The 15,336-nt window shown below is 71.1% G+C and carries 15 protein-coding genes; 3 read left to right on the forward strand and 12 right to left on the reverse strand.

What is annotated here, in order from left to right; genetic code table 11:
• Nucleotides 1–32: 32 nt before the first annotated feature.
• Nucleotides 33–782, reverse strand: a complete 750-nt coding sequence (locus ACW9J6_RS19190) for an extensin-like domain-containing protein (RefSeq protein ID WP_457118102.1) — start codon at nt 780–782, stop codon at nt 33–35.
• Between the two features lie 133 nt (nt 783–915).
• Here ACW9J6_RS19190 and ACW9J6_RS19195 point away from each other — a divergent pair, with 133 nt between their 5' ends.
• Together ACW9J6_RS19195 and ACW9J6_RS19200 are read left to right on the forward strand one after the other, a co-directional pair.
• Nucleotides 916–2,970, forward strand: a complete 2,055-nt coding sequence (locus tag ACW9J6_RS19195; RefSeq protein WP_457118103.1) for a M3 family metallopeptidase — start codon at nt 916–918, stop codon at nt 2,968–2,970.
• A gap of 69 nt (nt 2,971–3,039) precedes the next feature.
• A complete protein-coding gene (locus tag ACW9J6_RS19200) occupies nt 3,040–3,918 on the forward strand; it encodes a hypothetical protein (protein ID WP_457118104.1) in 879 nt (292 codons plus the stop codon).
• A gap of 3 nt (nt 3,919–3,921) precedes the next feature.
• On the opposite strand, the gene ACW9J6_RS19205 is transcribed toward ACW9J6_RS19200, so the two are convergent.
• A complete protein-coding gene (locus tag ACW9J6_RS19205) occupies nt 3,922–4,098 on the reverse strand; it encodes a hypothetical protein (RefSeq protein WP_457118105.1) in 177 nt (58 codons plus the stop codon).
• Between the two features lie 814 nt (nt 4,099–4,912).
• Between ACW9J6_RS19205 and ACW9J6_RS19210 the strand changes: the two genes are divergently transcribed.
• Complete coding sequence (locus tag ACW9J6_RS19210) at nt 4,913–5,713, forward strand: gamma-glutamyl-gamma-aminobutyrate hydrolase family protein (protein ID WP_457118106.1); 801 nt, start codon at nt 4,913–4,915, stop codon at nt 5,711–5,713.
• A 189-nt stretch (nt 5,714–5,902) separates the two neighbouring features.
• Here ACW9J6_RS19210 and ACW9J6_RS19215 read toward each other — a convergent pair whose 3' ends face one another.
• The 10 genes from ACW9J6_RS19215 to ACW9J6_RS19260 form a co-directional block, all read right to left on the reverse strand.
• Entirely contained in the window at nt 5,903–6,088 is a 186-nt protein-coding gene (locus ACW9J6_RS19215) for a hypothetical protein (RefSeq protein WP_457118107.1), read from the reverse strand.
• Nucleotides 6,089–6,188: 100 nt separating this feature from the next.
• Nucleotides 6,189–7,088 carry an NAD(P)/FAD-dependent oxidoreductase gene (locus ACW9J6_RS19220; RefSeq protein WP_457118108.1) on the reverse strand — a complete coding sequence of 300 codons (900 nt, stop codon included), beginning with the start codon at nt 7,086–7,088 and terminating at the stop codon, nt 6,189–6,191.
• A 144-nt stretch (nt 7,089–7,232) separates the two neighbouring features.
• Nucleotides 7,233–7,571 (reverse strand): Grx4 family monothiol glutaredoxin, encoded by a 339-nt coding sequence (gene grxD, locus ACW9J6_RS19225; RefSeq protein ID WP_457118109.1) that lies wholly within the window; start codon nt 7,569–7,571, stop codon nt 7,233–7,235.
• A gap of 27 nt (nt 7,572–7,598) precedes the next feature.
• Nucleotides 7,599–8,120 (reverse strand): DUF29 domain-containing protein, encoded by a 522-nt coding sequence (locus ACW9J6_RS19230; protein WP_457118110.1) that lies wholly within the window; start codon nt 8,118–8,120, stop codon nt 7,599–7,601.
• Nucleotides 8,121–8,140: 20 nt separating this feature from the next.
• Nucleotides 8,141–8,377 carry a BolA family protein gene (locus ACW9J6_RS19235; RefSeq protein WP_457118111.1) on the reverse strand — a complete coding sequence of 79 codons (237 nt, stop codon included), beginning with the start codon at nt 8,375–8,377 and terminating at the stop codon, nt 8,141–8,143.
• A gap of 28 nt (nt 8,378–8,405) precedes the next feature.
• On the reverse strand, nt 8,406–10,619 hold the full coding sequence (gene purL / locus ACW9J6_RS19240; RefSeq protein ID WP_457118112.1) for a phosphoribosylformylglycinamidine synthase subunit PurL: 2,214 nt from the start codon (nt 10,617–10,619) through the stop codon (nt 8,406–8,408).
• Between the two features lie 94 nt (nt 10,620–10,713).
• Nucleotides 10,714–11,100, reverse strand: coding sequence for a TOBE domain-containing protein (locus ACW9J6_RS19245; RefSeq protein ID WP_457118113.1), 387 nt, complete (start codon nt 11,098–11,100; stop codon nt 10,714–10,716).
• Nucleotides 11,101–11,126: 26 nt separating this feature from the next.
• Complete coding sequence (locus ACW9J6_RS19250; protein WP_457118114.1) at nt 11,127–13,502, reverse strand: glycoside hydrolase family 3 N-terminal domain-containing protein; 2,376 nt, start codon at nt 13,500–13,502, stop codon at nt 11,127–11,129.
• A 41-nt stretch (nt 13,503–13,543) separates the two neighbouring features.
• Nucleotides 13,544–14,377, reverse strand: coding sequence for a carbohydrate ABC transporter permease (locus ACW9J6_RS19255; protein ID WP_457118115.1), 834 nt, complete (start codon nt 14,375–14,377; stop codon nt 13,544–13,546).
• 3 nt (nt 14,378–14,380) lie between these two features.
• On the reverse strand, nt 14,381–15,307 hold the full coding sequence (locus ACW9J6_RS19260; protein WP_457118116.1) for a carbohydrate ABC transporter permease: 927 nt from the start codon (nt 15,305–15,307) through the stop codon (nt 14,381–14,383).
• Nucleotides 15,308–15,336: the final 29 nt, after the last annotated feature.

Raw genomic sequence — 15,336 nt, forward strand, 5'->3', positions numbered from 1 at the left:
CAGTAAAGCGGAGAACGGCCCGAGGTTCCCGGCTACTGGCAGAGGCGGTGGCCGGCGTTGCGCTCGCGCTCGTCGAGATGCAGGTGATTGCCGTGCTCGGCATTCGATCCCGGCCCGAGCACCGTGCGGAAGAAAGTGCAGGCCCGCAGGCGCGCGGCGGCCAGGAACCGCGCCTCCGGCGTTCCCTCCGCGACGGCGCCGACCGAGACCGGATCGCGTCCCGCGAAGGCGAAGCCCATCACGTCAACCGCGTTGGCGAAGGCGTGCTCGCTGAGCTTGGCCTCCGCGTCGTGGTTCTGGCCGCGGCACTCGTAGGAGGTGGCGATCCGGACGGCCTGCGGCGGCCGGCCGAGCTCGCGCTCCGCCAGGACCTTCACCTCGGTGCTCCAGCGGGCGAGGGCCTCGGCGGCGTGGCAGGTGAGCGTGGCGGGCGGCGAGACCGCGACCCCGTCCGGTAGGACGGTGACGCGCAGGGGCTTCGGCGCTCCGCAGAGCCCGTCGGAGAGGGGCGGAAGCGGCTCGGCCCGGGCGCCGAGGCGGTCGAGCCGAGTGAGGCAGGCGGCATCGTCCGGCACCACGGGCGCGGCCGGGCCCGCGGGCACGTCCGCCGGCCGCTCCGGGGGCAGCGGCGCGGGGGCTGCCTCGGGCAGAGGTGCCGGGGCCGCGGGGGGCGGTGCGGCCGGGGCCGCGATCTCGGGACGGGGCGGCGGCAGGGGCGGAGCCTGCGCGGCGCCGGGCGTCGCAGCCAGCACCGCGAGGAGGAGGGCAGCGCAACGTCTCACACCATCCCCCTCGACCCACGGCCTCGCCGACGCCGGTCAACGGCGACGGGAGCGTGGCCGTTCCCGACGGGTTGCGCGCGGCGTTTCCGCCTTTATCGTCGGGACCCCGATCCCCCGGCGAAGGTCCACAGGCATGGCTGGCACGATGGCTCACCCTTCCGGCAACCCGCTCCTGGAACCGGTCTGGGCGACGCCGCACGGCCTGCCGCCCTTCGAGGCCATCGCGCCGGCCCATTTCGAACCGGCCTTCACGGAGGCGCTCGCCGCGCACGAGGCGGAGATCGCCGCCATCGCGGGACAGCCGGAGCCCGCCACCTTCGCCAACACGGTGGCGGCCCTGGAACGGTCGGGCCAGATCCTCAAGCGCGTCGGCGGCGTCTTCTTCAACGTCGCGGGCAGCCACACCAATCCGGACCTGCAGGCGGTCGAGCGCGCGATGGCGCCGCGGCTCGCGCGGCACCGCAGCGCGCTCTTTCTCAACGGGACCCTGTGGGAGCGCGTGAAGGCGATCGACCCGGCCGGCCTGTCCGCGGAGGAGGCGCGCGTCCTCGACCGCTACCGCACGCACTTTCGCCGCGCGGGCGCCGACCTCGATCCCGCCGCCAAGGAGCGCATGGCGGCGATCGCCGCCCGCCTCGCGGAGCTCGGCACGCGCTTCGCGCAGAACCTCCTCGCCGACGAGAGCGGTTTCGTGCTGCCCCTGGAGGGCGAGGACGACCTCGCCGGCCTGCCGCCCTTCCTGCGGGCCGCCGCCGCGCGGGCGGCCGAGGAGCGGGGGCTCTCCGGCCACGTGATCACGCTCGCCCGTTCACTGATCGAGCCCTTCCTGGTCTTCTCGACGCGGCGGGACCTGCGCGAGCGCGCCTACACGGCCTGGATCCGCCGCGGCGAGAACGGCGGCGAGACCGACAACCGCGCCATCATCGCCGAGACCCTGCGGCTGCGGGCCGAGCGGGCGCGGCTCCTCGGCTATCCGAGTTTCGCGGCCTTCAAGCTCGCCGACACCATGGCCGGCACGCCCGAGGCGGCGGTCGGGCTCTTGCGCGAGGTCTGGGCGCCGGCCAGCGCTCGGGCGGCGGCCGAGCGCGACCGGCTCCAGGGCCTGATCGGCGCGGAGGGCGGCAACTTCGCGCTCGCGGCCTGGGACTGGCGCCACTACGCGGAAAAGCTCCGGCGCGCCGAGCACGACCTCGACGAGGGCGAGATCAAGCCGTACCTGCCCCTCGACGGGGTGATCGCGGCGAGCTTCGACACGGCGTCCCGGCTGTTCGGCCTCGACTTCCGCGAATTGACGGAATTCCCCCGCTACCATCCGGACGTGCGGGCCTGGGAGGTGCGCGACCGCGACGGATCGGTGGTCGGGCTGTTCCTCGGCGATTACTTCGCGCGGCCGAGCAAGCGCTCCGGCGCCTGGATGAGCGCCTTCCGCTCGCAGGAACGGCTCACGGGCACCGTCACGCCGATCATCGTCAACGTGATGAACTTCGCCAAGGGCGGGGAGGGCGAGCCGTCGCTCCTCTCCTTCGACGACGCGCGCACGCTGTTCCACGAGTTCGGCCACGCCCTGCACGGCCTGCTGTCGAACGTCACCTACCCGCTGCTCGCCGGCACCGCCGTGGCGGGCGACTTCGTGGAGCTGCCCTCGCAGCTCTACGAGCACTGGCTGGAGCAGCCGCAGGTGCTGCGCGCGCATGCGCGCCACTACCGGACCGGCGAGCCGATGCCCGAGGCGCTGCTGCAGCGCCTGCTCGCCGCCCGCACGTTCAATCAGGGATTCGCCACCGTGGAGTACACGGCCTCGGCGATCGTCGATCTCGACCTGCACCTGTCGCCGGCCGCGGAGGCCGGGATCGACATCGAGACGTTCGAGGCCGAGTCCCTGCGCCGGATCGCCATGCCGGCCGAGATCAGCATGCGGCACCGCTCGCCGCACTTCGCGCACATCTTCGCGGGGGAGAGCTACGCGGCAGGCTACTATTCCTACCTGTGGTCGGAGGTGCTGGACGCCGACGCCTTCGACGCGTTCCGGGAGGCGGGCGACATCTTCGATCCCGCCACCGCGGAGCGGCTGCGCACCTACGTGTACGGGGCCGGGAACCTGCGCGACGCCCGCAGCGCCTACACGGCCTTCCGCGGCCGCCTGCCGAGCATCGACCCGCTCCTGCGCAAGCGGGGCCTGGCGGCCTGAGCCGCGCTAACTTTTCGGTAAACAAGTATCCTTAACCAAAAGCTTCCAGGATGGTTCGGGAAGCTTGTCATGAGCGACGGCAAGGATCAGGTCGAGGCGGGGCCCGCGGCGTCGGCGGAGACCCGCCTCAAGGATGCGGTGACGAGCGCCAGGGCGGCGCTGCCGAAGATGCCGCGGCTGCGGCTCAGGCTCGGCCTGCCGGTGGCGGCGGCGCTGGCCGGGGGCCTCTGCGTCGGCTCGCTCGGGGGCGCGGCCACGGTCGTGCTCCTCGGCAAGGGCCTGCGGGCGGAACGCCCGGCGATCGCCCTCGCGGAGTGGAAGAAGCTCGCCACGCGCCTCGACGCGCAGGCGGCGGAATCGGCCCGCATCGCCGGCGACCTCAAGCAGCTGCGCGAGAAGGGCGACGCGGCGCGCGACGCGGCCGCGGCCGGCCGGACCGAGACGGGCACCCGCCTCGGCCAGATCGCCGAGCGCATCGATCGCCTGGCCAAGGTCGGGACCGAGACCACCCAGAAGCTCGCCGCCGTGACGGAGAAGCTCGACCACCTCGACCGCGAGCAGCAGGCCCGGGTGGCCGCGCTCGGCGAGAAGCTGGAGCGCCAGCACGTCGCCACGGCCGCGCCGGCCCCCGCGCCGACGCCGACGCCTGCGCCGGTTCAGAAGGCCGCGGCGGCGGAGCCGGTCCAGACCGGCGCCCTTCCGGACAAGCCGGCGGCGAAGGCCGCCCCGGCGCCGGCCGCTCCGGCCGCGCCCGGGATGGTCGAGAGCTGGGTGCTGCGGGACGTCTACGACGGCGTGGCGATGATCGAGAATCGCAACCGGCGCCTGATCGAGGTGGGCCCGGGCGACACGGTCCCGGGCGTCGGCCGCGTCGAGGCGATCGAGCGTCGCGGCAAGACCTTCGTCGTGGTGACGAGCCGCGGCCTGATCGGACCGCAGATCTGGTGAGGCTCAGGCGGCCTCGTCCGACTTGTCGGCCGGCTTCGCCTGCGCGACCAAGCCTTCCCGCGCGCGGCGGCGGCCGCGGGCCTTGGCCTGGCGCTGCAGGGCCTTGGTCGGATGCAGGATCTCGGCGAGGCGGGCGAGAGCCTCGGCGTCGTCGAGATGGCGGGCGTCGAAATCGGACATAGCGGCCCCTCGGGCGCGAAGCCCGTGGCTGATGGGGTACGCGAACGCGAACTGAATACTCGATAACTCGGTAAAAGCTGAACAGTTCCGCCCAAAATGAACGCCGCGAGCGAAATCGTCTTTGTGCAACGCCGCGAACAGCCGCGGTGTGCCGTTACCGGTTGAACGAGGATCTAGCACTCCCGCACCTGCGCCGCTGTGCGCGATCGCACGCGGAGTCCGGCGGGACCGGGCTGCGCGAACGGGACTACGGGTCTCGTCCGGAAATAGGACAGTTGCTGTGCGGCGGCTGCGATCGGAATCCGCTCAGCTTGACCCTGCGATGGGCCGCCGGGGGCGGTTTGCGGGCGTTGCCTCTGCGGGCGATCGACCCGTGGCTCATCGGGCGCGTCGCTTGCTGCTTGTTCTAAATCGAACGCTCTCGCAAGGCATTGTCGTTGCTGGGAGATTTGAAGCACCTGGTTTTGGAGATCATGGCGCGGGGAACCCCTCTCCCGAGTGGGAGAGGGGCAGGGGTGAGGGACGGACGCTTCAGCAAGAAGGCGGGACCGTGCCGCTGGCTGCTCAACGGTACAGTTTTCTTGCGGAAGCCGAGCCACCCTCACCCCTACCCCTCTCCCACTCGGGAGAGGGGATCCCGCGCCAGTCTGGGTGTGCCAGCATCAAGAATTGTATGTCTTCGCCATCAATCAGAACGCTCGTTCGTCCGCAAGGGATGGCGAATCCGGTGACGAACTCATACCAACGGTCATTTCCAATGATCGCTGGTTCTGCTATCGAATTTTTGCCAAGCATAGAACCCTGGACCTTGGGCTTGGCATCGAAAATTCGAGATGGTCAACGGCCCGATACGTCAGCATCCTGGGCCGTTGGTGTTATTCGGAGAGCCCTGGTCGCCATGGGAACCCGTCGCCAGCCGCGCATCGCCGTCATCCTGGACGAGAACACCAGCGGCGACGGCAACCGCTACGAAGCTGCCAAGGGCTACTTCCGCGGAGTCGCCCTGGCAGGCGGCCTGCCCTTCGGCATCCCCTACCTCCCGGATATCGTCAGCGTCGTCCTCGCCGAATTCGACGGTCTGGTTTCAGTCGGTGGGCGCTTCGCCTACCCGGACGAATGGTATCTCCCAGGCGAAGTCTCCAAGGCACCGCCCTCGGACCGGTTCGCCGTCGAGCGCGCGATCGTGGCGGGCTGCCTGCACCAGAACAAGCCCGTGCTCGGCATCTGCGCGGGCATGCAGATGCTCGCCTGCCTGCACGGCGGACGGCTCACGCCGGATCTTCGCGCCATGAAGCCGGATGCCCTCGACCACGACCGGCGCGGCGCGACCCATACCGTCACGCTCGTCCCCGGCTCGCGCCTTGCCGCCATCGTCGGCCAAGCCACGCTCAAGGTGAACACCTTCCACCGCGAGGCGGTCGCGGAGCTCCCAGCCGCGATCGTCGCCAGCGCCTACGCCCCGGACGGCATCGTCGAAGCCGTCGAAGTTCCCGGTCGGCATTTCGCCATCGGCATCCAGTGGCACCAGGAATTGCTGACCGATCGCGACCATCCCGGCAATCGGCTGTTCCAGGGGTTCGTCGAGGCCGCCCGGTCATCCCGCTCCGGGTCCTAGACGGCCTCCCCGTCTGGTCGGCTCGGTGAGGCCCGGACCCCACCCGCCGGGACGGGCGTCGAGGACCCTGTGCGAGACCCCGCCGATGGCCTCGAAAGACCCCGTCATCAGAGGTGACGTCCCGTCCGATCCGTTCAGCCGATGCGCTGACGACGATGACGGAGCACAAGGGCGTCCGCTTCGGCGCCCTCAGTTCCGGGTGATCCGGGCCGACTGCGCCATGCGGATCAACTCGCGGGCGGTCAGGCCCCGCTGCTCCTGCTCGCGTTCGACCGGGCGGGCGAGCACGGCTGGCCGGGTGGGCGCCTTCGATTCCGCCCCGTCCTTCGACATCCGGGACCCGCGAAACCGCCACGCCTTCGCCAAAGCCAGCATGCTCTTCCCCTCGCTGCGAATCGGAGGCTGATGGTTAACGAAGCTTCGCCGTGAACGACATTCTTGAAGGTGCCCGGCGCCGCCCTACCGCCGCCCGGGCTCAGCGCGTTTCCTCGCGCAGCAATTCGGTGTTGAGGGCGAAGGCGGCCATGGCGCCCTCGGCGGCGGCGACGATGGCGAACTGCACCCGCCGCGAGGCGTCGCCGACCACGTAGAGGCCCGGGATGTTCGACTGCTCGTACTCGCGGGTCGGCACCGTGCCCTTCGGGGTGAGGTCGCAGCCGAGCTGGGTCACCAGGGGCGAGGGCGCGCAGGCGACGGGCGTGAAGAACACGGCCCGGCAGGGAAGCGCGCCGCCGTCCCCGAAGCGCAGGCGGGCGAGACGCCCGTCCTCGCCCTCCAGGCGCGCCACGGGACGCTCCTCGACGCGGATGCGGTGACGGTCCAGCCGCTCGCGATCCTCCGGCGAGAGCTGGTCGGCCTCGCCGTCCGTGCAGAGGGTGAGGTCGCGGCTCCAGGCGGTGAGTTCGAGGGCGAGCCCCTTGGCCGAGCCGCCGCGTCCGTAGACGGCGATCGGCCCGTCGCGGTTCTCGTAGCCGTCGCAATAGGGGCAGTGATGGACGCCGTGCCCCCAGAAGTCCGGGAAGCCCTCCACGGGCGGCAGCTCCGTGCCGAGTCCGGTCGCCAGGACGAGGCGCCGGCCGCTCTCCCGCCCGCCATCGGCGAGCACCACCGTGAACCCGTCCGTGCCGCGGCCCGCCTCCACCACGTCCCCCTCGCGCACCTCGACGGTCGGGTAGCGGGCGAGTTCCTCCCGGCCCTTCTCGCGCAACGCGCCGGGCGGGACGCCGTCATGGCCGAGATAGCCGTTCATCCGGGCGGTGACGGCGTTGCGCGGATGCCCCGCATCCACCAGCAGCACGGCGCGGCGGCAGCGGCCGAGCACCAGGGCCGCGCTGAGGCCCGCGGGCCCGCCGCCCACGATGATCACGTCGTACATGGTGCAAAAGGCCCGCGGCTGCCGTCCCTCTCGGGGACAAGACGCGGGCCTGCGCGCCGGGTTCACTCGGACGCGCAAGAAAAAGGTCGCGCAGGAAAAAGGGCGCTCGCGCGCCCTCTCGCCGTCAATCGGTCGGTCTGCCCGTCAGGCGGCGGCGGTCTTCACCGCGACGCCCTTCTCGGCGAGGAGCTGCTGCAGCTCGCCCGACTGGAACATCTCGCGCGTGATGTCGCAGCCGCCGACGAACTCGCCCTTCACGTAGACCTGCGGGATCGTCGGCCAGTTCGAGAAGGCCTTGATGCCCTCGCGGATCTCCATGTCCTCCAGCACGTTCACGCCCTTGAACGGCACGCCGAGGTAGTTGAGGATCTGGGCGACCTGCCCCGAGAAGCCGCACATCGGGAATTGCGGCGTGCCCTTCATGAACACGACCACGTCCTGCGACTTGATCTCGGTCTCGATGCGGCTGTTGACGTCGGTCATCGGCTCTACCTTCCGTGTGGCCTGTAGCTAGTGATGGTCGCGTGGGTTTTGCAAGGTCGTGGCGAGGCGCAGGAGGGCCCAATCGAGGCTGAAGCTTTTCGCCACCAATTCTTCGGGCGTGAACGGGCTCCGGTCGGGCAGGCCTGAGACAAGGACGTCGCCGTGCATCTCCAGGGCCGCTGCCGCATCTGCCATCGAGACTTGCCAAAGGTCATCCCAGTCGATCCGTTGGCGCATCGACGGCGTATAGCGCCGCCTGGCGGTGGCGTGGAACGCGATGATCTCGGCCCGCCAAGACCGTGTCGACTGGGCGGTGGGAGCCGACATGAGCTTGATTACGTGGATCAGCATGACCCGGAGAGCGCCTTCGACGGCATTGATCTCCGACCGCCCCACCGACTCGACCTCCTCCGCCACGTTGTCCCAGTCGAGGACGTTCGAGAGGTCAGGCCGCGCCCCGAGGGCGCGGAGGGCCGCTGCCTGCTTCTCCGCCCATGCGACGACGTCTTCGTCGTAGAGGCTCGGCTGATCCGTACGGATCTCGTCCATGCGGCGTCCCTTGGTCAGGCTCAATCCTGCGGCACACCCGTGGTCAGGGCAAGGGCGTGGAGCACGCCCCCCATGCGCCCCTGCAATGCGCCGTAGACCATTTGGTGCTGCTGCACCCGCGACTTGCCCTTGAAGGACGCGGACAGGACGGTGGCCGCGTAGTGGTCGCCGTCGCCGGCGAGGTCGCGGATCTCGACCTGCGCGTCGGGCAGGGCCTCCCGGATCATCGTCTCGATCTCGCGGGCGTCCATGGGCATGGGTGGGGAACTCCGTCGCTCGCGGGGCTCAGGCGCCGGGCCCGGCCATGTAGGTCGGCAGCCACGCCTCATTCACGGCGCGCAGCTCCGCCACGGATATGATCTCGTCCCCCGGCAGGGTCAATGAATCCGCCCCCGTGACGCCGATCACCGCCGCGTCGATTCCCTGCGCGGACGCGCTGTAGAGGAGGTCCGCGACGGTCTCGGGATCGACCGCCAGCAGGTAGCGGCCCTGGTCCTCGCCGAACAGGTAGGCGTGGCAGGGGATCGGGAGCGGGCAATCGGGGAGGGCGGCGCCGAGATTGCCGGCCATCGCCATCTCGGCGAGGGCCACCGCGAGGCCGCCATCGGAGAGGTCGTGCACCGTGTCGACGAGGCCGGAGGCGATCAGCCCGCGCACGAACTCGCCGTTGCGGCGCTCGGCGGCGAGGTCGACGGGCGGCGGGGCGCCCTCCTCGCGGCCACAGACCTCCGCGAGATAGACGGACTGGCCGAGCCACCCCTCCGTGCGCCCGATCAGGACGAGGGCGTCGCCCTCGCGCTTCAACGCGATGGTGGCGATCTTCTGAACGTCGTCGACGACGCCGACGCCGCCGATGGTCGGGGTCGGCAGGATGCCGATCCCGTTCGTCTCGTTGTAGAGCGAGACGTTGCCGGACACGACCGGGAAGTCGAGCGCGCGGCAGGCCTCGCCGATGCCCTGGATGCAGCCGACGAACTGGCCCATCACCTCCGGCTTCTCCGGGTTGCCGAAGTTGAGGTTGTCGGTGACGGCGAGGGGCCGGCCGCCCACCGCCGAGATGTTGCGGTAGGCCTCGGCCACCGCCTGGCGCCCGCCCTCGATGGGGTCCGCCTCGCAGTAGCGCGGCGTCACGTCGGTGGTGAGCGCGAGGCCCTTCGGCCCGTCCTCGACCCGCACCACGGCGGCGTCGCCACCCGGCTTCTGCACGGTGTTGCCGAGGATGTAGTGGTCGTACTGCTCCCAGACCCAGCGCTTCGAGGCGAGGTCGGGCGAGCCGACGAGCTTCTTGAGCGCGTCGACGTTCGTCACCGGCGCCGGCACGTCCTCTGCCTTCAGGGCAGGGTGGTGCAGGTTCGCGCGGTGCGGCCGGTCGTAGAGCGGGGCCTCGTCGCCGAGTTCCTTGATCGGCAGGTCGGCGACGGTCTCGCCGTGATGCTTGACGACGAAGCGCAGCGTGTCGGTGGTGTGCCCGATGATCGCGAAGTCGAGGCCCCACTTCACGAAGATGGCCTTGGCCTCCGCCTCCATGCCGGGCTTGAGCACCATGAGCATGCGCTCCTGGCTCTCGGACAGCATCATCTCGTAGGCGGTCATGCCGGCCTCGCGGGTCGGCACCGCGTCGAGGTTCAGCTCCACCCCGAGATCGCCCTTGGCGCCCATCTCGACCGCCGAGCAGGTCAGCCCCGCCGCGCCCATGTCCTGGATGGCGATGACGGCCCCCGAGGCCATCAGTTCCAGGCAGGCTTCGAGCAGCAGCTTCTCGGCGAAGGGGTCGCCGACCTGCACGGTCGGGCGCTTCTCCTCGGAGGATTCGTCGAAGGCGGCCGAGGCCATGGTGGCGCCGTGGATGCCGTCGCGGCCGGTCTTAGAGCCGAGATAGACGATCGGGTTCCCGACGCCGGTCGCCGCCGCGTAGAAGATCGCGTCGGCCCGCGCGAGGCCGACCGCCATGGCGTTGACCAGGATGTTGCCGTCGTAGCGGCTGTGGAAGCCGACCGCGCCGCCAACCGTCGGCACGCCGAAGGAATTGCCGTAGCCGCCGATGCCCGCGACCACGCCCGAGACGAGGTGGCGGGTGCGGAGATGGTCGGGGGACCCGAAGCGCAGCGCATTCAACGCCGCGATCGGCCGCGCGCCCATGGTGAAGACGTCGCGCAGGATGCCGCCGACCCCGGTCGCCGCGCCCTGGTAGGGCTCGATGAAGCTCGGGTGGTTGTGGCTCTCCATCTTGAACACGCAGGCGAGCCCGTCGCCGATGTCGATGACGCCCGCGTTCTCGCCCGGCCCCTGGATCACCCAGGGGGCCTTGGTCGGCAGCGTGCGCAGGTGGAGGCGCGAGGACTTGTAGGAGCAGTGCTCGTTCCACATCGCCGAGACGATGCCGAGCTCGGTCAGCGTCGGCTCGCGCCCGATCAGCCCCTTGAAGCGGGCGTATTCCTCGTCCGTGAGGCCGTGCTGGCGCACGAGGTCGGGCGTGATGGCGATGTCGTTGCGGATCATGCGGCACCCTCGGAGGCGGACCTGCTGCGCGTGCGAAGCGCTTAATGCCTCGCGGGACCGGATGGCAACTCGCGGCGGGTCCTCTCCCGCGCCGTCAGCGCAACGCCGCCCCCGCCCCGTCGAAACGGTGGATGCGCGCCGCGTCGGGGGTGAGGCAGACGGGCTCACCGTTGCCGATTCGCAGGTCGCCCGGCGCGCGGGCCGTCACCGGCGCGCCGTTCGGCAGCCGGACATGCACGACGGCGTCCGAACCGAGATGCTCGCTAATCCCGGCCACGCCGCGCGGTTCCCCGGCGCGGGGCGACAGGGCGAGGTGCTCCGCGCGGATGCCGATGGTTCGGGCACCGCGCGCCTCGGCAGCCGCGCCGGTGACGACGTTCATCCGCAGCGCGAAGCCGATATGGATCGCGAGGTCGAGCCCCGGGATGGTGACGTTCGCCCCGGAGGTCTTGCGCACGCGCCTCAGGTCGATCGATGCCATGGCTCCCCCGTCGCTCCCCGCGATCCTCACGCCGCCGCGATGACGCAGCGGCTCTCCATGCGCCACGCCCGGCCCAGGCGCTGCGTCTCGCCCGTCAGGTCGACCACGCCCTTGAGGCGGATGTCGGCGCTCGACTTCCCGACCATCACCTCGAAGGCGCCGGGCTGGACGATGCGGGTGTTGTCGGGGCCGGTGAAGGACAGCATGTCGGTGGGCACGAGGAAGGTCACGCGGCGCGCCTCGCCGGGTGCCACCTCGACCCGTCCGAAGGCCTTCAGCTCCTTCACCGGCCGCACCACCGAGGCCAGCACGTCGCGGACGTAGAGCTGCGGCACCGCCACGCCGGCGCGGTCGCCGAGGTTGCGCACCGTGAAGGAGACCGCGATCTCCCCGTCCGCCACCGGCACCGGCCCGGCGCCGAGCGAGAGGTCCTCGAAGGCGAACCGGGTGTAGGACAGGCCGTGGCCGAACGGGTAGCGGCTGCCGAAGTGGCGGGCGATCGGCGTTCCCGAGCTCTTGAATTTGTGGTTGTAGAAGTACGGGCTGGCGCCGGCCGAGCGCGGCACCGACAGCGTCAGCCGTCCCGACGGCTCGGCCGCGCCGGTGAGCACGTCCACCAGCGCGGTGCCGCCCTCCTGGCCGCCGAAGAAGGCCATCACCTGCGCGGCGAGGCGGTCCTCCAGGCCGCCCAGATTGTAGGGGCGGCCCGAGATCAGCACGGCAACGACCGGCGTGCCCGTCTCGACCACCGCCTGCAGGAGCTGCTGCTGCACCCCCGGCAGGGCGAGGGTGTCCACGTCGGAGCCCTCGCCCACGGTACCGGTCTGGAAGATGCCCGAGAGGTCGCCGAGGCAGATCACGGCCACGTCCGCCGCCCGCGCCGCCGCGACCGCCTCCGGGATGAGGTCGAGGCGGGTGGAGAGTTCGGAGGCCTGATCGAGGCTCGTGGCATCGTCGACGTCGCCGGGGAAGACCGGCGCGCCGAAGCGGCGCTCCTCCAGGATGGGGCAGCCCTGGGCGTAGGCGAGGTTCTCCGCGCCGAAGGCCGCCGCGAAGGCGGCGCGGGGCGTCACCACGGCATCGGTGTCGTCCGCCATGTCGCTGACGATGAGGTGGACCGGGAAGGAGTAATCCCCCAGGAGCGCCAGCGGATCGTCGGCGGTCGGGCCGATCAGCGCCACCCGGGCATCCCGCCGTAGGGGCAGCACCCCGTTGTTGTCGAGGATCGTCACCGCCTGCTGCGCCACCTCGCGGGCGAGCGCCACGGTCTCGGGCGCGCGCAGCCGGATCGCCCCCTCGTCCGCGTAGGGTTGCTCGAACAGGCCGATCCGCACCTTCTCGGTCAGCACGCGCGCGACCGCCGCGTCCAGCGTCTCCAGGTCGATGAGGCCGCGCTCCAGCGCCCTGTGCAGCTGCGCGGCGCAATCCTCGCCCGGCAGTTCGACGTCGAGCCCGGCCCCGAAGGCCAGCGCCGCCGCCTCCGCCGGATCGGCCGCCAGGCCGTGGTGCCGGTAGAGGAGGCTGACGCCGACGTAATCCGCCACCACGATCCCGTCGAAGCCCCAATCATCGCGCAGCACCGCGGTGAGGAGGTGGCGCGAGGCGTGGCAGGCCTCGTTGTCGATGTCGTGGTAGGCCGGCATCACCGAGCCGGCATTGCCGAGTTTCACCGCCATCTCGAAGGGCAGCAGGAAGACGTCGTTGAGCTCGCGCCAGCCGAGATGGACCGGCGCGTGGTTGCGCGCGCCCTCCGAGAAGGAGTGGCCGGCGAAGTGCTTGAGCGTCGCCAGGAGGTCGCGGGCCTCGCCCTGGAGGCCGCGGACGTAGCGCGTGCCCATGATCCCGACATGGTAGGGATCCTCCCCGAAACACTCCTCGGTGCGACCCCAGCGGGCGTCGCGCGCCACGTCAAGCACGGGCGCCAGGCCCTGCCGGCAGCCGACCGAGCGCGCCTCCGCACCGATCGCCCGGCCGACCGCCTCGACGAGGTCGGGGTTCCAGGTCGCCCCGAAAGCGAGGGCGGAGGGGAACAGCGTCGCTCCGCGGGCCATCAGCCCCGACAGGCATTCCTCGTGCGAGAGGACCGGGATGCCGAGCCGCGTCTCCTCCACGAGGTGCTTCTGCAGGCGGTTGAGGGCGCGCACGCCCAGCACCGGTTCGACCGGGCGGCTGCCGAGGGGACGCGTGATCTGGCCCAGGCCGTGGGCGAGGAGGCTGCGCACCTCGGCGGGATCGCTGCCCTGGATGAAGTCGCTGCGGCGGACCTCGTGCGCGCCGTCCTCGGAGAGGAACAGCCAGAAGGCGTGGAGCTGGGCGATCTTCTCGTCGAGGGTCGTCCGGCCGAGGAGGTCGGCCACGCGGGCTTCCACGCCGAGGGCGGCGTTGCGGTAGGGATGGGGCATCGGGTCGGCTCGCGTGGGAGGGGAAGAAGGAATCGGTCCGGTCAGCCCTTGAGGGAGCCGGCCATCATTCCCTTGATGATGCGCTCCTGACCGACGGCGTAGACGGCGATCAGGGGCAGCGAGGTCAGCGTGACGACCGCCAGCACCGACGGGATGTCCGCGCTGTACTGGCTCTGGAAGTCCCAGACCGCGAGCGGCAGCGTGCGGTTGCGCGGCGAGGAGGTCAGCACGTAGGCGAAGATGAACTCGTTCCAGAGGGCGATCGCGTCGTAGATCGCCACCGTCGCGAGACCGGGGCCCGAGAGGGGCAGCACGACGCGCAGGTAGATCCCGAAGGGGCCGCAGCCGTCCATGCGGGCGGCCTCCTCCAGTTCCCTGGGGATCTGGCGCATGAACTCGGTCAGGATGACGACCGAGACCGGCAGCGAGGTCGCCACGTAGGGGCCGATCAGCGCGAGGGGCGTGTCGTAGAGGCCGAGATCGCGCGTCAGCAGGTAGACGGGGACCAGCGTCACGTGGACCGGGACGATCATCCCGGCGACGATCAGGCCGAGGAGCGCTCCTTCGAGGCGCAGCCGCAGCCGCGCCAGCGCGAAGGCGGCCATCGAGGCGATGACAAGGATCAGCGCCACCGAGAGCGACACCACCAGGAGGCTGTTGCGCAGGTAGGTGAGGAAGCCGCCCGACAGGGCCGCAGCGTAGTTCGCGAGGTTGAGGCCGGCCGGCAGCGCCCAGGCCGGCGCGGTGTTGGTCTCCTCGGCGGTCTTCAGGCTGGTGAGCACCGCGAAGCCGAAGGGCAGGGTTGTGACGCCGAGCCAGGCGAGGGCGAGGAGGGGCAGGACGAGGCGCCCGAGCGGGGAGGGACGGGGGCTCACGGCTCAGGCCTCCGTCGCGAAGCGGCGCGAGACGAGGAGCGAGAGCGCCGCCACCGCGCCGATGATCAGGAACATCGCCGAGGCGATCGTCGAGCCGTAGCCGAGCTGGAACGACGAGAAGACGGTCCGGTACATGTAGGTCGCCATGAGCTCCGAGGCGTTCTCCGGACCGCCGCCGGTCATCACGTAGACGAGGTCGAAGTAGCGCAGGGATCCGATGATCGCGAGCAGTGCGCCGGTGCGCAGCGCCCCGCGCAGGTGCGGCAGCTTGATGTGCCAGACGATGGCGGCCTCGCTCGCCCCGTCGAGCCGCGCGGCCTCCGCGATCTCCTCGGGGAACGAGGCCAGGGAGGCCAGGAACAGCACCATGTAGAAGGGGATGTTCTGCCAGCAGACCACCGCGATCACCGCGCCGAGGGCGAGGCGGGTGTCGCCCAGCCAGTCCTGCGCGAGGAATCCGAGCCCGGCCGCGTCGAGCAGCGCGTTCAGGGGTCCGAAATTCGGATCGTAGAAGTTCTTGAACAGCACGCCGAGGGACGCCGAGGACATCAGCAGAGGCAGGAAGTACAGGATCTTGAGGAGGCGGCCGCGGCGCCCGGCGCGGTCGAGCAGCACCGCCAGCACGAGCGCCACCGGCAGCTGGATCAGCACCGAGAGCCCGGCGAGGACGAGGTTGTTCAGCGCGGTGCGCCAGAAGAGCGGATCGTGCAGGAGGGCGCGCCAGTTGGCGAGCCCGGCCGAGCGGCCCTGCTCGCCGATGCCGTTCCAGTCCAGGAAGGAGAGGCGAAAGCTCTCGACCAGCGGGTAGAGCAGGTAGAGGCCGAGCACGAGCAGCGCCGGCGCCAGGAAGACGACGGGCGCCAGGGCGGCCGGTGCCGCGCGGACCCTGCAGGCGGAGCGCGCGGGCGGAGCGACGGCGGCGAGGGTCACGGTCGGCCTCCTTTCCGGAGCCTGCGGGC

The sequence above is a fragment of the Methylobacterium sp. JK268 genome, from assembly GCF_054052225.1.